30 protein-coding genes are annotated in these 17,203 nt (G+C 40.3%); 29 read left to right on the plus strand and 1 reads right to left on the minus strand.

Features of this window, described 5'->3' with window-relative positions:
- Window positions 1–20 precede the first annotated feature (20 nt).
- A complete protein-coding gene (locus Q8M41_RS06025; protein ID WP_305364351.1) occupies window positions 21–578 on the minus strand; it encodes a hypothetical protein in 558 nt (185 codons plus the stop codon).
- A gap of 766 nt (window positions 579–1,344) precedes the next feature.
- On the opposite strand from Q8M41_RS06025, the gene rplC reads away from it, so the two are divergent.
- From rplC to rplQ, 29 genes are all read left to right on the plus strand, one after another.
- Window positions 1,345–1,962, plus strand: coding sequence for a 50S ribosomal protein L3 (gene rplC, locus Q8M41_RS06030; RefSeq protein ID WP_305364352.1), 618 nt, complete (start codon window positions 1,345–1,347; stop codon window positions 1,960–1,962).
- A gap of 4 nt (window positions 1,963–1,966) precedes the next feature.
- Entirely contained in the window at window positions 1,967–2,596 is a 630-nt protein-coding gene (gene rplD / locus Q8M41_RS06035) for a 50S ribosomal protein L4 (RefSeq protein ID WP_305364353.1), read from the plus strand.
- Between the two features lies 1 nt (window position 2,597).
- Entirely contained in the window at window positions 2,598–2,888 is a 291-nt protein-coding gene (gene rplW, locus Q8M41_RS06040) for a 50S ribosomal protein L23 (protein ID WP_305364354.1), read from the plus strand.
- 7 nt (window positions 2,889–2,895) lie between these two features.
- On the plus strand, window positions 2,896–3,720 hold the full coding sequence (gene rplB, locus Q8M41_RS06045) for a 50S ribosomal protein L2 (RefSeq protein WP_305364355.1): 825 nt from the start codon (window positions 2,896–2,898) through the stop codon (window positions 3,718–3,720).
- Window positions 3,720–3,986: a 30S ribosomal protein S19 gene (gene rpsS, locus Q8M41_RS06050; protein WP_291399956.1), complete on the plus strand. Its 267-nt coding sequence runs from the start codon at window positions 3,720–3,722 to the stop codon at window positions 3,984–3,986. The genes rplB and rpsS overlap by 1 nt, the downstream gene beginning before the upstream one ends.
- A gap of 3 nt (window positions 3,987–3,989) precedes the next feature.
- A complete protein-coding gene (gene rplV / locus Q8M41_RS06055) occupies window positions 3,990–4,352 on the plus strand; it encodes a 50S ribosomal protein L22 (RefSeq protein ID WP_305364356.1) in 363 nt (120 codons plus the stop codon).
- A 6-nt stretch (window positions 4,353–4,358) separates the two neighbouring features.
- On the plus strand, window positions 4,359–5,261 hold the full coding sequence (rpsC, locus tag Q8M41_RS06060) for a 30S ribosomal protein S3 (RefSeq protein WP_305364357.1): 903 nt from the start codon (window positions 4,359–4,361) through the stop codon (window positions 5,259–5,261).
- 119 nt (window positions 5,262–5,380) lie between these two features.
- Entirely contained in the window at window positions 5,381–5,803 is a 423-nt protein-coding gene (gene rplP / locus Q8M41_RS06065; RefSeq protein ID WP_079702234.1) for a 50S ribosomal protein L16, read from the plus strand.
- 94 nt (window positions 5,804–5,897) lie between these two features.
- Window positions 5,898–6,125: a 50S ribosomal protein L29 gene (gene rpmC / locus Q8M41_RS06070; RefSeq protein ID WP_305364358.1), complete on the plus strand. Its 228-nt coding sequence runs from the start codon at window positions 5,898–5,900 to the stop codon at window positions 6,123–6,125.
- Window positions 6,126–6,138: 13 nt separating this feature from the next.
- Window positions 6,139–6,393 carry a 30S ribosomal protein S17 gene (rpsQ, locus tag Q8M41_RS06075; RefSeq protein ID WP_079702232.1) on the plus strand — a complete coding sequence of 85 codons (255 nt, stop codon included), beginning with the start codon at window positions 6,139–6,141 and terminating at the stop codon, window positions 6,391–6,393.
- A gap of 1 nt (window position 6,394) precedes the next feature.
- Window positions 6,395–6,763: a 50S ribosomal protein L14 gene (gene rplN, locus Q8M41_RS06080; protein WP_008244575.1), complete on the plus strand. Its 369-nt coding sequence runs from the start codon at window positions 6,395–6,397 to the stop codon at window positions 6,761–6,763.
- A gap of 1 nt (window position 6,764) precedes the next feature.
- Window positions 6,765–7,106, plus strand: a complete 342-nt coding sequence (rplX, locus tag Q8M41_RS06085) for a 50S ribosomal protein L24 (RefSeq protein ID WP_370870446.1) — start codon at window positions 6,765–6,767, stop codon at window positions 7,104–7,106.
- Window positions 7,106–7,672, plus strand: coding sequence for a 50S ribosomal protein L5 (gene rplE / locus Q8M41_RS06090; protein ID WP_305364359.1), 567 nt, complete (start codon window positions 7,106–7,108; stop codon window positions 7,670–7,672). Before rplX ends, rplE begins: the two co-directional genes overlap by 1 nt.
- Complete coding sequence (gene rpsN, locus Q8M41_RS06095) at window positions 7,672–7,941, plus strand: 30S ribosomal protein S14 (RefSeq protein WP_305364360.1); 270 nt, start codon at window positions 7,672–7,674, stop codon at window positions 7,939–7,941. Before rplE ends, rpsN begins: the two co-directional genes overlap by 1 nt.
- Before the next feature lie 155 nt (window positions 7,942–8,096).
- Window positions 8,097–8,495, plus strand: coding sequence for a 30S ribosomal protein S8 (rpsH, locus tag Q8M41_RS06100; protein WP_305364361.1), 399 nt, complete (start codon window positions 8,097–8,099; stop codon window positions 8,493–8,495).
- Between the two features lie 14 nt (window positions 8,496–8,509).
- Window positions 8,510–9,067: a 50S ribosomal protein L6 gene (gene rplF, locus Q8M41_RS06105; protein WP_305364362.1), complete on the plus strand. Its 558-nt coding sequence runs from the start codon at window positions 8,510–8,512 to the stop codon at window positions 9,065–9,067.
- 5 nt (window positions 9,068–9,072) lie between these two features.
- Complete coding sequence (gene rplR / locus Q8M41_RS06110) at window positions 9,073–9,426, plus strand: 50S ribosomal protein L18 (protein ID WP_305364363.1); 354 nt, start codon at window positions 9,073–9,075, stop codon at window positions 9,424–9,426.
- A gap of 55 nt (window positions 9,427–9,481) precedes the next feature.
- Window positions 9,482–10,000, plus strand: coding sequence for a 30S ribosomal protein S5 (rpsE, locus tag Q8M41_RS06115; protein ID WP_090706497.1), 519 nt, complete (start codon window positions 9,482–9,484; stop codon window positions 9,998–10,000).
- A gap of 5 nt (window positions 10,001–10,005) precedes the next feature.
- Entirely contained in the window at window positions 10,006–10,185 is a 180-nt protein-coding gene (gene rpmD / locus Q8M41_RS06120) for a 50S ribosomal protein L30 (protein ID WP_305364364.1), read from the plus strand.
- Window positions 10,186–10,187: 2 nt separating this feature from the next.
- Window positions 10,188–10,634 carry a 50S ribosomal protein L15 gene (gene rplO / locus Q8M41_RS06125; protein WP_305364365.1) on the plus strand — a complete coding sequence of 149 codons (447 nt, stop codon included), beginning with the start codon at window positions 10,188–10,190 and terminating at the stop codon, window positions 10,632–10,634.
- Between the two features lie 6 nt (window positions 10,635–10,640).
- Window positions 10,641–11,969 carry a preprotein translocase subunit SecY gene (gene secY, locus Q8M41_RS06130; RefSeq protein WP_305364366.1) on the plus strand — a complete coding sequence of 443 codons (1,329 nt, stop codon included), beginning with the start codon at window positions 10,641–10,643 and terminating at the stop codon, window positions 11,967–11,969.
- 5 nt (window positions 11,970–11,974) lie between these two features.
- Window positions 11,975–12,760 (plus strand): type I methionyl aminopeptidase, encoded by a 786-nt coding sequence (gene map, locus Q8M41_RS06135; protein WP_305364367.1) that lies wholly within the window; start codon window positions 11,975–11,977, stop codon window positions 12,758–12,760.
- A 154-nt stretch (window positions 12,761–12,914) separates the two neighbouring features.
- Window positions 12,915–13,133 carry a translation initiation factor IF-1 gene (gene infA / locus Q8M41_RS06140; RefSeq protein ID WP_026897900.1) on the plus strand — a complete coding sequence of 73 codons (219 nt, stop codon included), beginning with the start codon at window positions 12,915–12,917 and terminating at the stop codon, window positions 13,131–13,133.
- A gap of 7 nt (window positions 13,134–13,140) precedes the next feature.
- Entirely contained in the window at window positions 13,141–13,257 is a 117-nt protein-coding gene (gene rpmJ / locus Q8M41_RS06145) for a 50S ribosomal protein L36 (RefSeq protein WP_079702220.1), read from the plus strand.
- A 90-nt stretch (window positions 13,258–13,347) separates the two neighbouring features.
- Window positions 13,348–13,725 (plus strand): 30S ribosomal protein S13, encoded by a 378-nt coding sequence (rpsM, locus tag Q8M41_RS06150; RefSeq protein ID WP_305364368.1) that lies wholly within the window; start codon window positions 13,348–13,350, stop codon window positions 13,723–13,725.
- 133 nt (window positions 13,726–13,858) lie between these two features.
- Entirely contained in the window at window positions 13,859–14,248 is a 390-nt protein-coding gene (rpsK, locus tag Q8M41_RS06155) for a 30S ribosomal protein S11 (RefSeq protein WP_305364369.1), read from the plus strand.
- A 78-nt stretch (window positions 14,249–14,326) separates the two neighbouring features.
- Window positions 14,327–14,935 carry a 30S ribosomal protein S4 gene (gene rpsD / locus Q8M41_RS06160; protein WP_305364370.1) on the plus strand — a complete coding sequence of 203 codons (609 nt, stop codon included), beginning with the start codon at window positions 14,327–14,329 and terminating at the stop codon, window positions 14,933–14,935.
- Between the two features lie 100 nt (window positions 14,936–15,035).
- Window positions 15,036–16,028: a DNA-directed RNA polymerase subunit alpha gene (locus tag Q8M41_RS06165; protein WP_305364371.1), complete on the plus strand. Its 993-nt coding sequence runs from the start codon at window positions 15,036–15,038 to the stop codon at window positions 16,026–16,028.
- 73 nt (window positions 16,029–16,101) lie between these two features.
- Complete coding sequence (gene rplQ / locus Q8M41_RS06170) at window positions 16,102–16,746, plus strand: 50S ribosomal protein L17 (protein WP_305364372.1); 645 nt, start codon at window positions 16,102–16,104, stop codon at window positions 16,744–16,746.
- Window positions 16,747–17,203 lie beyond the last annotated feature (457 nt).

A 17,203-nucleotide genomic window follows, 5' to 3' on the forward strand; every position in this document is an offset into this window, starting at 1 on the left:
CAAACCCTCGATAATAAATTTTACCGTGCCTTCAACTCATCCACCAGATTCCGTTCATCCTGAAGTTCACGGGCGAGTTTGCGTTCCTTTTCGGCGGCTTTACTTTTATACTCGCGGAATTCTGTGCTGAGTTCCTCATAGCGTTCGCTCTGTTCTTTCACTTCCAGCACTGTGCTGCGACTGCGGTAGATCACAAAAACAATTCCGGCTGTAAGTAAAACGATCAGTCCCCAGAGCAGGGTAGTATCACTCACATTGCTGAGTTTTTTTATAGGAGAGTTGGCTGCTTTTAATTCTTTGATCTCGGCCTGAAGGAGTGGAATTTCTGCTAAACCTTTTTGTAATTGTGCTTTGCTGTCTGCAGCGATCTGTCTTTCCTTTTGCAGGCTGTCGGTAACATTCTTCCAGAGCTGTTCAATTTTCGTTTTCCGGATGTTCTTATATACCTTATAAGAACCCGATTTAATCACTACATCCTCGTATTGTTTGGCCAGGGTGGTATCAGGAACCTGGGCAATGACATTAGAGCTTATACATATAAGCAGCAAAATGATAGTTAATAGGCTGATATTCTTCATGTTTTGCAGATAGGATTTTTAAAAATACGAAAATGATTAGGAATTGAGAAAATTTGAGAATTCAGACTTACGAATTTACCTGGGCGTCATGAAAGATAAATTCGTCAGTCGCAAGAATTCACCTGGGCGCCATGCTGTCCCCCTCTGGAGGGGGCGCGTTAGGCTTTGAGCGCAGGGAGGGGGAGGCTATCCAGCAATTCATAAAATTATCTTCGCCTCCCCCTTTAATTCCCCCTCAGGCGGGGGATACTGGATGCCTATATATACTGCTATAAGAAAACATTTCCCTTTTCAATCAAATTCCCTGGGCGTTATGCTGTCTCCCTATGGAGGGGGGTGCGTATGGCTCTGAGCGAAGGGAAGGTGAACCGGTAATTAGATAAAATATCCATACCTCCCCCTTTAATTCCCCCTCGGGTGGGGGATACTGGACGCCTGGAAATATTGCTAAAAGAAAACATTTCCCTCTTCAATCAAAATTCATTAGGCGTGATGCTGTCCCCCTTGGGAGGGGGGCGCGTATGGCTCTGAGTGTAGGGAGGGGGAGGTGACCCTCAATTAAGAAATCTTATTTCCAGGCTACCGGGATAGGCCTAAACATCTCAAAAACGAATCATTCCTAATCCTTCCCAAATAAATTAAAAAATAAACTCACAACTATTTGATAATTAATAAGACTTTCCTATCTTTGCCCTCCCTTTAGAGGGGTTTACTATGTCTTGAACGAAGCCCTACTGCTTCGATGGACACAAATTGATTAAAGAAAATGTCAGGAATTATTGGAAAAAAAGTAGGAATGACCAGCATATTCGATGCTGACGGGAAAAACATCCCGTGTACAGTAATCGAAGCTGGCCCATGCGTAGTTACTCAACTACGTACCGTCGATACAGACGGCTACAGCGCAGTTCAGTTAGCTTTCGACGACAAGAAAGAGAAAAACACGACAGGATCATTAAAAGGACATTTCGCAAAAGCTAAAACAACTCCAAAGCGTAAGCTGGTTGAGTTTAAAACTTTTGAAGACGAGAAGTCATTAGGTGATGTAGTTAGTGTTGAGATCTTCGCCGAAGGCGATTTTGTCGATGTAGTTGGTACCTCAAAAGGTAAAGGATTTCAGGGTGTTGTAAAACGTCATGGATTTGGTGGTGTGGGTGGTCAAACCCACGGGCAGCACAACCGTTTAAGAGCTCCGGGTTCACTGGGTGCTTCTTCATGGCCTTCACGTGTATTCAAAGGAATGCGCATGGCTGGTCGTATGGGTGGTGACCGCGTAAAGATTCAAAACCTTCAGGTATTGAAAGTTTATGCAGACCAAAACTTATTAGTAGTTAGCGGTTCAATTCCGGGAGCTAAGGGTTCATACGTAATCGTTGATAAATAAGAACATGGAAGTTAAGGTTATTAATATATCAGGTAAAGAAACAGGTGCCAAGGTGCAGCTTCCTGATGCGATTTTCGCAGTAGAACCAAACGATCATGCGATCTATTTGGACGTAAAGCAGTATCTGGCTAATCAACGCCAGGGAACGCATAAGTCTAAGCAACGTAATGAGATCGCAGGATCTACCCGTAAATTATACAAACAAAAAGGTACAGGTGGTGCCCGTGCAGGATCTATCAAATCTCCATTGTTCAATGGTGGTGGTCGTGTATTCGGTCCGCAGCCCCGCGACTACAGTTTCAAGCTGAATAAAAAGCTGAAATCATTAGCCCGTAAGTCTGCCCTTACATATAAAGCAAAAGATAATAACATTGTTGTTTTAGAAGCGTTCACTTTTGATTCTATCAAAACTGCGAACTATGCAAAGATTGTTGCCGATTTGAAATTAACTGATGTTAAGTCATTATTGGTACTTCCTTCAGCAAATAATAATGTTTATTTATCAAGCAGAAATTTAAAGAAAGCAAAAGTAGTTACTGCCGCTGAGTTGAATACATTCGATGTATTGAATGCAGGAACTTTATTGCTGACTACAGAAACTGTTAAAACATTGGAGGAGGCGTTCGCTAAGTAAGATGGAAATTTTAAAGAAACCAATTTTAACTGAAAAGGCTTCAGCATTAACTGAAAAGTTAAACCGCTTTAGTTTTAAAGTTGATCACAGAGCCAACAAATTAGAGATCAAAAGTGCGATCGAAACAATGTATGGTGTGAATATACTGGCTGTAAACACCGCAGTAGTGTATGGTAAAACAAAATCGCGTAACACTAAAGCCGGTGTTGTATCCGGAAATGCTCCAAAATACAAGAAGGCAATCGTTACGCTAAAAGATGGTGAAACTATTGACTTTTACAGCAATATTTAATTAAGACATGGCAGTAAGAAGATTTAAACCGGTTACCCCGGGTACTCGTTTCAGAGTAGGAGGAGTTTTCTCTGATGTAACTACTAACGTTCCAGAAAAATCGTTAGTTACCAGCATCAAGAAGTCCGGTGGTAGAAATAATTCCGGTAAAATGACTATGCGTTATCTCGGTGGGGGACATAAAAAGTCATACCGATTGATTGATTTTAAACGCGATAAAAACGATATCCCCGCAACTGTTGCCACTATTGAGTACGATCCGAATCGTAGCGCACGTATCGCCCTGGTAAATTATGCCGATGGTGAGAAACGTTACATCATTGCACCGGAAGGCTTGACAGTTGGAATGAAGATCGTTTCTGGTGCAGATTCTGCTCCGGAGATTGGAAATGCACTTCCTTTGAAGAACATTCCACTGGGATCTATTATTCACAACATCGAACTGAACCCTGGTCAGGGAGCGATCATTGCACGTAGTGCAGGAGCTTATGCCCAGTTATCGGCCCGTGATGGTAAATATGCGATCATTAAAATGCCTTCAGGCGAAACCCGCATGATCCTTGCAACTTGTATCGCTACTATCGGAACTGTTTCAAACTCCGAGAAAGCAAATGAGGTTTTAGGTAAAGCAGGTAGAAAACGCTGGTTAGGACGTCGTCCAAGAGTAAGAGGTGTAGCTATGAACCCTGTCGATCACCCTATGGGTGGTGGTGAAGGTAGATCATCAGGTGGTCATCCGCGCTCAAGAAAAGGTTTATTAGCTAAAGGCTTTAAAACCCGCGATAAAAAGAAGTCGTCTGATCGTTACATCATAGAGAGAAGGAAGAAATAATGGCACGTTCAATAAAAAAAGGTCCCTATATCGATCATAACGTAGCGAAGAAAGTAGCTACGCAGAATGAGGGAAATAAGAAAACTGTGATCAAAACATGGTCACGCAGGTCAATGATCTCTCCGGATTTCGTAGGCCATACATTTGCAGTACATAACGGAAACAAATTTATTCCGGTTTATGTAACTGAAAACATGGTTGGTCATAAGCTTGGTGAATTTTCTCCAACGAGAACATTTAGAGGTCACTCTGATAAGAAAAAATAAGCAATGGAAGCAATAGCAAAATTAAACGATTGCCCTACCTCACCACGTAAGATGAGATTGGTTGTTGATCTGATCAGAGGTGAGCGGGTTGAGAAAGCCTTGTATATTTTGAAGTATACCAATAAAGAAGCAGCAATCCGGGTTGAAAAACTTTTATTATCTGCGATCAAAAATTGGGAATCCAAAAATGAAGGTCAGCGCCCTGAAGACAATGAATTGTTTGTAAAAACAATCATGGTTGATGGCGGACGTCAGTTAAAGAGATTAAGACCAGCTCCTCAGGGTCGCGGACATAGAATTCGTAAGCGTTCTAACCACGTTACTCTGATAGTTGACAGTAAAAACAGTGAACCAAAAACTAAGTAAGGAGAAATGGGACAAAAAGCACATCCAATAGGTAACAGATTAGGAATCATCAAAGGTTGGGATTCTAATTGGTTCGGTGGGAACGATTACTCTGAGAAATTAGTTGAGGACGAAAAGATCAGAAAATACCTGGCAGCACGTATTTCAAAAGGCGGTATCTCTAAAGTAGTTATCGAGCGTACTTTGAAGCGTATCACCATCACTATTCACACTGCCCGTCCGGGTATCGTGATCGGAAAAGGTGGTCAGGAAGTTGATAAGATCAAAGAAGAGTTAAAAAAACTGACTAAGAAAGACGTACAGATCAATATTTTTGAGATCAAACGTCCTGAATTAGACGCACAATTAGTAGGCGAAGGAGTTGCAAAGCAATTAGAAGCGAGAATCTCTTTCCGTCGTGCCATGAAGACTTCAATCGCATCAACCATGCGTATGGGAGCTGAAGGGATCAAAATTATGTGTTCTGGTCGTTTAGGTGGTGCCGAGATGGCGCGTACCGAGCAATATAAAGATGGACGTGTTCCATTGCATACTTTCCGTGCTGATATTGATTATGCTTTATCAGAGGCTTTAACCACTTACGGTAAGATCGGTGTTAAAGTATGGATCATGAAAGGTGAAGTTTACGGTAAACGTGATCTTTCTCCGAACATTGGCCAGACTACCGGTGTTAAAGGAAGAGGACCAGAAGGAGCGGCACCATTTGCAGGTGGCGGCGAGAGACGTGGCGGTGGCGATAGACGTACGGATAACCGTGGTGGCGGTGGCGACAGACGTGGCGGTGGTGATAACCGTGGCGGAGGTCAGAATCGTGGCGGCGGACCAGGTGGTCAGAACCGTGGCGGACAAGGAGGCCAGAACCGTGGCGGTAACGCAGGCGGTGCAGGTGGTTTCAGAGGAAAGAAATAATTAAGTTTAGTATTTAGTAGTTAGTACATAGTAGTTAGTAGTTTAAGACGAAATTAACAACAAACTGAAAACTAACCAACCAACAACTAACCAACTAACAACAAAATAAAAATAAGAAGATGTTACAGCCAAAGAGAACGAAGTTCAGAAAGATGCAGAAGGGCAAAATGAAAGGTCTGGCCGGTCGCGGTGCAGAATTAGCCTTCGGTTCTTTCGGAATCAAATCATTAGAGCCTGCCTGGATCACCAGTCGTCAGATAGAAGCTGCCCGTATTGCCGTTACCCGTTTCATGAAAAGGGAAGGTCAGGTTTGGATCCGTATTTTCCCGGACAAACCAGTTACGAAAAAGCCTGCTGAAGTACGTATGGGTAAAGGTAAAGGTGCTCCTGAGTATTGGGTAGCAGTTGTAAGACCTGGTAGAATGATCTTTGAAGCTGAAGGTGTGCCTTTGGAAGTAGCCAAAGAAGCCATGCGTTTAGCGGCTCAGAAACTGCCGGTACAAACGAAATTTGTTATACGTAGGGATTTCGTCGAAGCATAAATTAGTAGTTAGTATTTAGTAGTTAGTATTTAGTAGTCTGACAAGCCTAACAACTAACCATCTAACCAACTAACCAACTAACAACCAAAAGAAAATGAAAAACTCAGAAATACAAGGATTAACAACTGAAGAGGTTGTTGCCAGAATTAATGAAGAGAAAGCTAATCTCACCAAATTAAAATTTGCACATACGGTTTCTGCTATTGAGAACCCTTTGAGGATCACAAAAGTGAGAAAAGATGTAGCACGTTTAAACACAGAATTGACTAAGCGCAAGGCGGAAGCGAAAGCATCTGCTACGCCAGAGTCCGCTTCTGAATAAATAAAAGTCCAAAATGGAAAGACAATTAAGAAAAACAAGAACCGGGTTGGTAGTAAGTAACAAAATGGAGAAATCTATTGTCGTTGCGGTTGAGCGGAAAGTGAAGCACCCGATCTATGGTAAGTTTGTTAAGAAAACTACCAAATTTATGGCTCATGACGAGACTAACACTTGTGGTATCGGTGATACAGTGTTAATTATGGAAACTCGTCCGCTGAGTAAGACCAAGAACTGGAGATTAGTGGAAATTTTAGAAAGAGCTAAGTAACATGGTACAACAGGAATCAAGACTGAATGTTGCTGACAACAGTGGAGCTAAAGAAGTTTTAGTAATCCGTGTTTTAGGTGGTACCGGTAAGCGCTATGCATCCATAGGTGACAAAATAGTTGTCACTGTAAAAAGTGCGCTTCCATCAGGGAACATCAAAAAAGGAACTGTCTCTAAGGCAGTTGTTGTGAGAACAAAGAAAGAAATCAGACGTAAAGACGGATCATATATCCGCTTTGACGATAATGCAGCTGTATTGCTGAACGCTCAGGACGAGCCGCGTGGAACGCGTATCTTCGGCCCTGTAGCTAGAGAGCTACGTGAAAAACAATTCATGAAGATTGTATCATTAGCACCGGAGGTTTTGTAAAATGGAAAAGAAGATAAAATCACAGCCTAAATTGAAAATCCGTAAAGGAGACCTGGTACAAGTTACTTCAGGTGATTCTAAAGGAAAACAAGGAAAGGTTTTAGAAGTTAAATTAGCTACTAACAGAGTTATAGTTGAAGGTGCCAATATGGTATCAAAACATACAAAACCGAATGCTGCCACTCCAAACGGTGGTATCGTTAAAATGGAAGCCAGTTTGCATATTTCTAATGTTATGCTTGTTGATGCCAAATCTGGTAAACCAACACGTGTAGGCAAGCAGAAAAATGCTGATGGTAAATCAATTCGCATCGCTAAAAAATCTGGGGAGGAAATTAAGTAATGGCTTACGTACCAAGATTAAAATCAAAATATAATGAGGAAATCGTTACTGCTTTAAAGGATAAATTCCAGTATAAAAGCGTAATGCAGGTTCCACGTTTACAGAAGATCGCTATCAACCAGGGTGTTGGAGCTGCTTCTACCGACAAAAAGTTAATTGATACTGCAATAAATGAAATGACCACGATTACCGGTCAGAAAGCAATTCCTGCAAAATCTAAGAAAGATATTTCTAACTTTAAATTGCGTAAAGGAATGCCGATTGGTGTTCGTGTAACATTACGTGATAATAATATGTATGAGTTCCTTGATCGTTTGATCGCTGTAGCTTTACCACGTATCCGTGATTTCAAAGGTATCAATGATAAAGGCTTTGACGGACGCGGTAACTATACATTAGGAGTTACTGAGCAGATCATCTTCCCTGAGATCAACATCGATCAGATCAATAAGATCATGGGTATGGATATCACTTTTGTAACCACTGCTAAAACAGATGTTGAAGCACTCGAATTATTAAAGCAATTCGGTTTACCATTTAAGAATCAAAATACAAACAATCAATAATGGCTAAAGAAGGTGTAAAAGCACGTGAAGTAAAACGTGCCAGATTAGTTGCCAAGTACGCAGATAAAAGAGCAGCCCTTAAAGCTGCCGGAGATTTTGAAGGTCTGGATAAATTACCTAAGAACTCTTCACCAGTACGTTTGCACAACCGTTGTAAATTAACCGGTCGTCCACGTGGATACATGCGTCAGTTTGGTATTTCAAGGGTAACATTCCGTGAAATGGCATTGGCAGGTAAGATCCCGGGAGTGCGTAAGGCATCCTGGTAAGAAAGCGGAAAGCTAAAAGATGAAAGCTGAAAGCTTTGCATGTGTCTGGTACGTTTGCAAGTAGCTTTAAGCTTTGAGCTTTATGCTTTAAGCCTCAAAAATAGAGTATTAACCGATGGCAGGTCCAAGGAAACCACCATCACAAACAATAAATAATGAATACAGATCCAATAGCAGATTATCTTACACGGGTAAGAAACGCCATCAAGGCGAATCACCGCGTTGTAGAAATTCCTGCATCGAACCTTAAAAAAGAAATGACAAAAGTTCTTTTTGATAAAGGTTACATCACCAATTACAAGTTTGAGGATACCAATGTTCAGGGAACGATCAAAATCGCTCTGAAATACAATCCGATCACTAAAATTTCAGCTATCCGTAATATCTCACGTATCAGTACTCCTGGTTTGAGAAGATATGCCGGAGTTGATAATATGCCGCGTGTATTAAACGGTTTAGGTATTGCCATCATTTCTACTTCTAAAGGTGTAATGACCGATAAAGAAGCTAAGAACCTGAATATTGGCGGTGAAGTTTTATGTTACGTTTATTAATAGGAGGATAAGAGATGTCAAGAATAGGAAAAGCCCCGATTAATATTCCCGCAGGAGTTACAATATCAGTTTCTGATGCTAACCTGGTAACGGTAAAAGGTCCCAAAGGAGAATTAACCCAAAATGTTGATTCAGATATTAAAATAAGCCAGGAAGATGGTGTTCTTACAGTAGAGCGTCCTTCTGAGCAAAAACGTCATAAAGCATTGCATGGTCTATATCGTTCATTGATCAATAACATGGTTGTTGGTGTAACGGAAGGTTATAAATCTCAGCAGGAGCTGGTAGGTGTTGGTTACCGTGCTACAAACGTAGGTAATACACTGGATCTGGTTTTAGGTTTCTCTCACCACTTTGTGTTTGAGTTACCAAAAGAGATCAATGTAACTACTACCTCCGAAAAAGGTAAGAATCCGGTAATTATATTAGAGAGTATCGACAAACAATTACTTGGACAAGTTGCAGCGAAAATCCGCTCATTACGTGCTCCTGAGCCTTACAAAGGAAAAGGTATCAAGTTTGTTGGTGAAGTATTAAGAAGAAAAGCTGGTAAATCAGCCGCTAAAAAATAATCATCATGGCAGGAATTAAATTATCTCGCAGAGAGCGAATCAAAAGAGGAATCAGAAAGAGATTAACCGGTTCTGCAGAACGCCCGCGTCTGTCTGTTTACAGAAGCAACAAAGGGATCTATGCTCAGGTTATCGATGATAATAGCGGCAAAACCATTGCATCAGCTTCTTCTTTATCAAAAGATTTTACCGCAAACGGTAATAAATCTGATCAAAGTAAAGCAGTTGGTAAATCAGTAGCCGAAAAAGCAATAGCAGCAGGTGTAAGCCAGGTTGTATTTGACAGAAATGGTTACCTGTACCATGGTCGTGTGAAATCACTGGCTGAAGGTGCACGTGAAGCTGGTTTAGTATTTTAATTAGCATCGGTTACAGCGATTATTATCATATCGGTGTTATCATAAAATAAAGAGAATGTCAACTATCAATATAAAAAGAGTAAAATCAAGCGAGATCGAATTAAAGGATCGCTTAGTTAGCATCCAGCGTGTTGCTAAAGTTACCAAAGGGGGACGTACGTTCAGCTTTTCTGCTATCGTTGTGGTAGGAGATGAGAATGGGATTGTAGGTTTCGGTCTAGGTAAAGCAAAAGAAGTTACTGAGGCTATCGCTAAGGGAATTGATGATGCTAAAAAGAACCTGGTAAAAGTTCCTGTAATTAACGGAACTGTTCCACATGAGCAAATCGGTAAATATTCAGGCGGTTTCGTATTCATTAAGCCAGCAGCTCCGGGTACCGGTGTAATTGCAGGTGGTGCGATGCGTGCAGTACTTGAAAGTGCCGGAGTACATAACGTACTTGCCAAGTCTAAAGGTTCTTCTAACCCGCACAACGTGGTTAAAGCTACGGTATTGGCCTTATCACAATTACGTGATGCTTATACTGTTGCTCAGCAGCGTGGTGTGAATTTGAATAAAGTATTTAACGGATAATCATCATGGCTAAGATCAAAATAACCCAGATTAAAAGCGTTATCGACAGAAGTGAGCGCCAGAAGAGAACCATGCAGGCATTAGGTTTAAAGAAAATAAACCATTCTGTAGAGGTTGAAGCTAATCCGGCTATTATCGGAATGGTGAGAAAAGTTAATCATTTAATAGCAGTAGAAAGTATCTGATTATGAACTTAAGTAATTTGAAACCTGCAGAAGGTTCAACAAAAAATAGAAAACGTATCGGTCGTGGTACTGGTTCTGGTCGCGGTGGAACTTCCACCCGTGGTCATAAAGGTGCCGGATCACGTTCAGGATACAAAAGCAAGGTAGGTTTTGAAGGTGGTCAGATGCCATTACAACGCCGTTTACCTAAAGTTGGATTTAATCCAATCAACCGTACTGAGTATGTAAGTATCAATCTTGATGCTTTGCAGACTCTTGCTGATAAATATAGTTTAACTGCAATTGATTTTGATACATTCAGAGAGCATGGTTTAGCTTCAAAGAATGACCTTATTAAAATTTTAGGCAGAGGTGAAGTGAAGTCCAAACTGGATGTTAAAGCCCATGCGTTCTCTGCATCAGCTCAAAAGGCTATCGAAGCTGCTGGTGGTGCAATAGTTAAATTATAATTATACATGAAGAAGCTTTTTACTACGCTATCCAACATCTGGAAAATTGAAGACCTTAGAGCGCGGATTCTTTTCACGCTCTTATGCCTTTTAATTTATAGAATAGGTTCATTTATTGTAATTCCTGGGGTTGACTCGGCATCTCTTGATGACCAGCAGGCCAAAGAAGGATTACTTGGATTGCTGAACATGTTTGCCGGAGGTTCATTTTCCAGAGCATCCATTTTCGCATTAGGTGTAATGCCATATATTTCTGCATCCATCGTGGTTCAGTTATTAGGTATTGCTGTACCCTATTTTCAGAAATTACAGAAAGAGGGTGAGAGCGGACGTAAAAAGATCAATCAGTTTACCCGTTACCTGACTATTATCATCACTGCATTACAGGCTATTGGATATGTTCGTTCACAGATCAGCCCTGATGCCCGTTTATTATCGGAGCCATTATTCACCATCACTGCGATGTGTGTATTAACTGCAGGAACGATGTTTGTAATGTGGTTAGGCGAGAAAATCACTGATAAGGGTATCGGAAACGGTATTTCCCTGATCATCATGGTAGGTATCATTGCCCAATTACCTTTCGGTATACTTTCTGAGTTCAATTCCCGTATGGGTGCTCAGGGAGGATTGATTTCCTTTATTGTTGAAATCGTAGCATTGTTCCTGGTAGTGATGTTTACTATTCTGATTGTTCAGGGAGTGAGAAAGATTCCTGTACAGTATGCTAAGAAGATTGTAGGAGCCAAGCAATATGGTGGTGTTCGTCAGTATATTCCATTAAAAGTTAATGCAGCCGGTGTAATGCCTATCATTTTCGCTCAGGCGATTATGTTCATTCCAACTACCATTGGCTCTTTCTTCCCTTCAGCACAGTCTTCATTTCTGGCATCTTTCAGTGATTATACTTCCTTGACGTATAACCTGACCTTTGCCTTTATGATCATAGCCTTTACCTTTTTCTATACTGCCATCACCGTTAATCCGGTTCAGATGTCAGATGATATGAAAAAGAACGGAGGTTTTGTTCCGGGTGTTAAGCCAGGAAAGACAACGGGTGAATATATTGATGCTGTGATCTCAAAGATCACCTTACCGGGATCCGTATTTCTTGCTATCATTGCGATTATGCCTTCAATAGCTATCATCATGGGTGTTAACAGTCAGTTTGCCAATTTCTTTGGCGGAACTTCATTGTTAATTCTTGTGGGTGTTGTTTTGGATACATTACAGCAGATTGAAAGTCATTTATTAATGCGTCATTACGATGGATTAATGAAGACCGGCAGAATCAAAGGTCGCACTCCTGTTCAGGCAGGTGGTCCGGTAATGTAAAATGCATGTCTAAAATTCATTACAAAAATCTCGAAGAGATTGAGAAGATCAGAGAAAGTGATCTTCTTGTTTCAAAAACCCTTGCTGAAGTAGCAAAGATTATCGGGGAAGGAGTAAAGACTATACAACTTAACAAATTGGCAGAGGAATTCATCCGCGATCATGGAGGGGTTCCTGCTTTTTTGAACTACAACGGATTCCCATACTCGCTTTGCATATCCTTAAATGATCAGGTTGTTCACGGATTTCCCGGAGAATATGTGATTAAAGACGGAGATATTGTCTCCGTTGACTGCGGAGTGGTATTGAATAATTTTGTGGGCGATTCGGCTTATACCTTTCCAATTGGAAATGTAGATCCTGAGACCCTGCGATTACTAAAGGTTACTAAAGAATGCCTGTACCTGGCTATTGATAAAGCGGTAGTTGGAATGAGGGTAGGAGATGTGGGATACGCTGTTCAGCAACATGCTGAAAAGAATGGTTTTGGAGTAGTGAAGGAACTGGTAGGACATGGGGTAGGATTCAAACTTCATGAGAAGCCTGAAGTTCCTAATTATGGAAGACGCGGTTCAGGTATAAAGCTCGAAGAAGGAATGGTGATTGCGATAGAGCCGATGATCAATGGGGGGAAGGGCGGAGTGAAATTCTGGGAAGATGGATGGACGGTGAGCACGATTGATAAGAAGCCATCAGCTCATTATGAGCATTCGGTGGCTGTAAAAAAGGGTAAAGCAGACGTTCTTTCAACATTTCAATACATTGAGGAAGTTTTGAAACAAAAAGATTAAAAATTAAAAATTTTTATTTAATTTTGCATCCCTGTTCCGATTGGCTGAGAGACATAATATGTTATTGTAAATCAATTGTTTTAACGAATTACAATAAAATAATTGAAGCAAGCCAGACAGGAATTAATAAAAACAGGAAAAACTTAAATAATATATGGCCAAACAGGCTTCAATTGAACAAGACGGAATAATCAGGGAAGCGTTGTCAAATGCAATGTTTCGGGTCGAGTTGGAAAACGGACATGAGATTATTGCGCATATTTCAGGAAAGATGAGGATGCACTACATCAAGATCTTACCAGGAGATAAAGTGAAGCTTGAAATGTCACCATATGATTTAAGTAAAGGAAGAATAACATACAGATACAAATAGAGAAAAGATGAAAGTTAGAGCATCCATCAAAAAACGCAGCGCTGATTGTAAGGTGATCCGTCGTAAGGGAGTACTTTATGTGATTAACAAAAAGAACCCTAAGTACAAACAACGTCAGGGATAAAATTAAATTTAGTTGTTCGTTGTTAGTGGGTTTTGTTAGACGATAGCAAACTCAACTGTCAACTGTCAACTGTCAACTTTTTAATAAAATATGGCAAGGATAGCAGGTATTGATTTACCAAGAAACAAAAGAGGAGAGATCGGACTTACTTACATTTTCGGTATCGGAAGGGCAACCGCACAACGGATCCTTAAAGATGCAGGAATTGATGTGAACATCAAAGTACAGGAATGGACCGATGATCAGTTAGCAGCAATACGTGGTTTCATAAATGATGAGATCAAAGTTGAAGGTGCATTACGTTCAGAAGTTCAGTTGAACATCAAGCGTTTAATGGATATTGGTTGTTACCGTGGACTTCGTCACCGTAAGGGACTTCCGGTTCGTGGTCAGCGTACCAAAAACAACTCACGTACCCGTAAAGGAAAACGTAAAACAGTTGCAAACAAGAAAAAAGCAACTAAATAGTAATTAGATATGAGTATTGAGTATTGAGATATGAGAATATCAGTAATACTCTGCTCATGATTATAAAAAGAAATAGATATGAGTGCCGTCCCGATGATCATCGGGATAAGTCTCACATCTCAAATCTCTAAAAATGGCAAAAACTAAAAAAGTTACCAAGAAACGTGTTGTAATTGTAGAGCCAATTGGTGAAGCTCACGTGAATGCTACATTCAACAACATCATCATTACTCTGACTAATCTTCAGGGCCAAACAATCAGCTGGTCTTCAGCTGGTAAAATGGGCTTTAAAGGTTCAAAGAAAAATACTCCGTATGCTGCCGGACAGGCTGCAAGTGACTGTGCTAAAGTGGCACATGATCTTGGACTTCGTAAGGTTCAGGTATATGTAAAAGGACCGGGTTCAGGCCGTGAGTCTGCTATCCGTACTTTGCAGACTGCAGGTATTGAAGTAACAACTATCCAGGATATTACTCCGCTTCCGCACAACGGTTGCCGTCCTCCAAAAAGAAGAAGAGTTTAACAAATAATAATTAATAAATTTTTTTAAAGCTAAGATTCTTCAGCCTTGGGCTGAAAGATACTTTAAAAACCCACAAACATGGCTAGATACACCGGACCCAAGTCCAAGATTGCCCGTAGATTCAGAGAACCAATTTTCGGTCCTGATAAGGCATTAGAGAGAAAAAACTATCCTCCGGGAATGCATGGTACCTCCAGAAAAAGAGGTAAGCAATCTGAATATGCAGTTCAGTTAATGGAGAAGCAAAAAGTTAAATACACTTATGGTGTATTGGAACGTTATTTTGAAAATCTTTTCCATAAGGCATCTGCCAAAGAAGGAATTACTGGCGATAACCTTTTAAAATTCCTGGAAGCCCGTCTCGACAATACTGTTTACCGTTTAGGGATTGCTCCAACCCGCTCTGCTGCCCGTCAGCTGGTAGGTCATAAGCATATCACTGTAAATGGTGAGGTTGTGAATATCGCATCTTACTCTTTACGCTCAGGTGATGTAATCGCTGTACGTGAACGTTCTAAATCCCTGGAAGCGATTTCGCATGCAGTGGCTGCAAGAACATTAAATAAATTCAGCTGGTTAGATTGGGATGCAAGTACCCTAACAGGGAAATTCCTTAACTATCCAACTCGTGATGAGATTCCTGAAAACATCAAGGAAAATCTGATCGTCGAATTGTACTCTAAATAAGATATGGGATTTAGATTTAAGATGTGAGATGTAAACTTTCTCATAGCTTAAATCTCATATCTCAAATCTCATATCCATAAACAATAAACAAATTTGATAAATGGCAATTTTAGCATTTCAGAAACCTGATAAAGTTATCATGCAGAAATCTACGGATTTCGAAGGAACATTCGAGTTCAGACCTTTAGAGCCTGGTTTCGGTGTAACCATTGGTAATGCATTACGCAGAATACTTTTATCTTCCCTGGAAGGTTTTGCAATAACTTCAGTTCGTTTTTCGGGAGTATCCCACGAATTCTCAACAATTAAAGGTGTTGTAGAAGATGTAACTGAGATTATTCTGAACTTAAAGCAGGTACGTTTCAAAAAGACCGGTGAATCTGGTGATAATGAAAAGATTTTCGTAATCATAAATGGTAGTGATCAGTTTAAAGCTGGTGATATCAGTAAGTTCTCCAATAATTTTGAGGTTCTTAATTCTGATCTGGTTATCTGTAATATGGAGACTTCAGTAACTCTGGAGATCGAATTGACAGTAAACAAGGGCAGAGGTTATGTTGCCGCAGAAGAAAATAAGAATGCAGATGCTGTTTTAGGTGTTATTGCAATCGACTCGATCTACACTCCAATCAAAAATGTGAAGTATTCTATCGAAAACTTCCGTGTTGAGCAGAAGACAGATTATGAGAAATTGGTTCTTGATATCGCTACTGATGGTTCAATTCATCCTGAGGAAGCATTGAAGGAAGCAGCTAAAATCCTGATTCATCACTTCATGTTATTCTCTGATGAGAATATCATGCTTGAATCTCAGGCTAAAGAAGAAACTAAAGAAGTTGATGAGGAAATCCTGCACATGCGTAAGATCCTTAAAATGGAATTGGTTGATCTTGATCTTTCTGTTCGTGCATTGAACTGCCTGAAAGCTGCAGACATCCGTTCACTGGCTGATCTTGTTTCTTATGATGTTGCTGACATGCTTAAGTTCAGAAACTTTGGTAAAAAATCATTGACAGAAATACAGGACCTGGTTAAATCTAAAGGATTATCCTTTGGTATGAACCTTTCCAAATTTAAATTAGACGAAGAATAATTATAAGCGAAATGCATAATTCCCGATCCCGAAAGGTTGATTGACGGTATGCGCGTGCAAAACCCAACAAAAAATGAGACACGGTAAAAAAGTAAACCATTTAAGTCGTACAGACAGTCACCGCAGAGCGATGCTGGCTAATATGGCTTCTTCGCTTATCCTACACAAGCGCATCACAACTACACTTGCTAAAGCAAAAGCTTTACGTGTGTATGTTGAACCAATCATCACTAAATCTAAAGACGATACTACTCACTCACGTCGTACAGTATTCAGTTACTTACAGAACAAAGAAGTAGTTTCAATCCTTTTCCGCGACATCGCTGCTAAAGTTGCAAACCGTCCCGGAGGTTATACCCGTATTCTTAAAATGGGTAATCGTTTAGGTGATAATGCATCTATGGCCTTAATTGAACTTGTTGATTATAACGAGATCTATACAGGTGGTGATGCAGCAGCTGCCGAGAAGAAAACAACCCGCCGTCGTGGTTCAAAAGCAAAATCAGCCTCCGCTAAAGCTACGGCTGATAAAGAAACTCCAAAAGCAGTTGTTGCTGCTGAAGAAGTAGAAGTTGTTGAGGCTCCGGTAGCTGAAGTTGAAACTGCTGAGGCTGTTGAAGCTCCTGTAGCAGAAGTTGAAGCTGCTGAGGAAGCGCCAGAAGCTGATTCAACTGAAGAAGCTCCTGCTGCTGATACTGAAGAGAAGAAAGGAGAGTAGTATTTCTATCTCCAAACAAAAAAGGCTTGCGTTTAACACGCAAGCCTTTTTTGTTTGGAGCAAAACGGATTATTAATTATTAATTACGGATTATTAATTACGAATTACGGGTTATCGATTACGAATGATTAATTACGGGTTACGCATTCCCTAAACCAATTGAGTAATCTTTACTCAAATTTTCATTATTACCAATAAATACCAATCGAATACGTATCAAATCTCACTACTCACTACTCCTTTGAGTACCTCATTCCCCATTCGGGAAAAATTATCCCGTATAATTTCCTCATTTTTCTCAAAAAACTTCTTTTTAGCCCCTTTGGCACTTGGTCTGTAATTTGTCTATAGCTTATCAACATCAACAAATTAAAACAGACATAAACAAACAGATGAAAAAAGTAATTATAACATTCGCAATTGCAGCAGTATCCTTATTAAGTACCAAATCATTTGC

Origin of the sequence: Daejeonella sp. (assembly GCF_030684675.1) — a bacterium.
In the GTDB taxonomy this organism is placed as follows: domain Bacteria; phylum Bacteroidota; class Bacteroidia; order Sphingobacteriales; family Sphingobacteriaceae; genus Daejeonella.

Bases quoted from the DNA above. Each gene is read 5' to 3' on its own strand.
- rplR (WP_305364363.1), top strand. From the start codon at position 9,073: ATGGCAGGAATTAAATTATCTCGCAGAGAGCGAATCAAAAGAGGAATC.
- rpmD (WP_305364364.1), top strand. From the start codon at position 10,006: ATGGCTAAGATCAAAATAACCCAGATTAAAAGCGTTATCGACAGAAGT.
- rplB (WP_305364355.1), top strand. From the start codon at position 2,896: ATGGCAGTAAGAAGATTTAAACCGGTTACCCCGGGTACTCGTTTCAGA.
- Q8M41_RS06165 (WP_305364371.1), top strand. From the start codon at position 15,036: ATGGCAATTTTAGCATTTCAGAAACCTGATAAAGTTATCATGCAGAAA.
- rplX (WP_370870446.1), top strand. From the start codon at position 6,765: ATGGAAAAGAAGATAAAATCACAGCCTAAATTGAAAATCCGTAAAGGA.
- rplN (WP_008244575.1), top strand. From the start codon at position 6,395: ATGGTACAACAGGAATCAAGACTGAATGTTGCTGACAACAGTGGAGCT.
- secY (WP_305364366.1), top strand. From the start codon at position 10,641: ATGAAGAAGCTTTTTACTACGCTATCCAACATCTGGAAAATTGAAGAC.
- map (WP_305364367.1), top strand. From the start codon at position 11,975: ATGTCTAAAATTCATTACAAAAATCTCGAAGAGATTGAGAAGATCAGA.
- rplC (WP_305364352.1), top strand. From the start codon at position 1,345: ATGTCAGGAATTATTGGAAAAAAAGTAGGAATGACCAGCATATTCGAT.
- rplE (WP_305364359.1), top strand. From the start codon at position 7,106: ATGGCTTACGTACCAAGATTAAAATCAAAATATAATGAGGAAATCGTT.
- rpsM (WP_305364368.1), top strand. From the start codon at position 13,348: ATGGCAAGGATAGCAGGTATTGATTTACCAAGAAACAAAAGAGGAGAG.
- Q8M41_RS06025 (WP_305364351.1), bottom strand. From the start codon at position 578: ATGAAGAATATCAGCCTATTAACTATCATTTTGCTGCTTATATGTATA.
- rpsC (WP_305364357.1), top strand. From the start codon at position 4,359: ATGGGACAAAAAGCACATCCAATAGGTAACAGATTAGGAATCATCAAA.
- rpsS (WP_291399956.1), top strand. From the start codon at position 3,720: ATGGCACGTTCAATAAAAAAAGGTCCCTATATCGATCATAACGTAGCG.
- rpsE (WP_090706497.1), top strand. From the start codon at position 9,482: ATGTCAACTATCAATATAAAAAGAGTAAAATCAAGCGAGATCGAATTA.
- infA (WP_026897900.1), top strand. From the start codon at position 12,915: ATGGCCAAACAGGCTTCAATTGAACAAGACGGAATAATCAGGGAAGCG.
- rplW (WP_305364354.1), top strand. From the start codon at position 2,598: ATGGAAATTTTAAAGAAACCAATTTTAACTGAAAAGGCTTCAGCATTA.
- rpsD (WP_305364370.1), top strand. From the start codon at position 14,327: ATGGCTAGATACACCGGACCCAAGTCCAAGATTGCCCGTAGATTCAGA.
- rpsQ (WP_079702232.1), top strand. From the start codon at position 6,139: ATGGAAAGACAATTAAGAAAAACAAGAACCGGGTTGGTAGTAAGTAAC.
- rplV (WP_305364356.1), top strand. From the start codon at position 3,990: ATGGAAGCAATAGCAAAATTAAACGATTGCCCTACCTCACCACGTAAG.
- rplF (WP_305364362.1), top strand. From the start codon at position 8,510: ATGTCAAGAATAGGAAAAGCCCCGATTAATATTCCCGCAGGAGTTACA.
- rplO (WP_305364365.1), top strand. From the start codon at position 10,188: ATGAACTTAAGTAATTTGAAACCTGCAGAAGGTTCAACAAAAAATAGA.
- rplP (WP_079702234.1), top strand. From the start codon at position 5,381: ATGTTACAGCCAAAGAGAACGAAGTTCAGAAAGATGCAGAAGGGCAAA.
- rpsK (WP_305364369.1), top strand. From the start codon at position 13,859: ATGGCAAAAACTAAAAAAGTTACCAAGAAACGTGTTGTAATTGTAGAG.
- rpsN (WP_305364360.1), top strand. From the start codon at position 7,672: ATGGCTAAAGAAGGTGTAAAAGCACGTGAAGTAAAACGTGCCAGATTA.
- rplQ (WP_305364372.1), top strand. From the start codon at position 16,102: ATGAGACACGGTAAAAAAGTAAACCATTTAAGTCGTACAGACAGTCAC.
- rpmC (WP_305364358.1), top strand. From the start codon at position 5,898: ATGAAAAACTCAGAAATACAAGGATTAACAACTGAAGAGGTTGTTGCC.
- rplD (WP_305364353.1), top strand. From the start codon at position 1,967: ATGGAAGTTAAGGTTATTAATATATCAGGTAAAGAAACAGGTGCCAAG.
- rpsH (WP_305364361.1), top strand. From the start codon at position 8,097: ATGAATACAGATCCAATAGCAGATTATCTTACACGGGTAAGAAACGCC.
- rpmJ (WP_079702220.1), top strand. From the start codon at position 13,141: ATGAAAGTTAGAGCATCCATCAAAAAACGCAGCGCTGATTGTAAGGTG.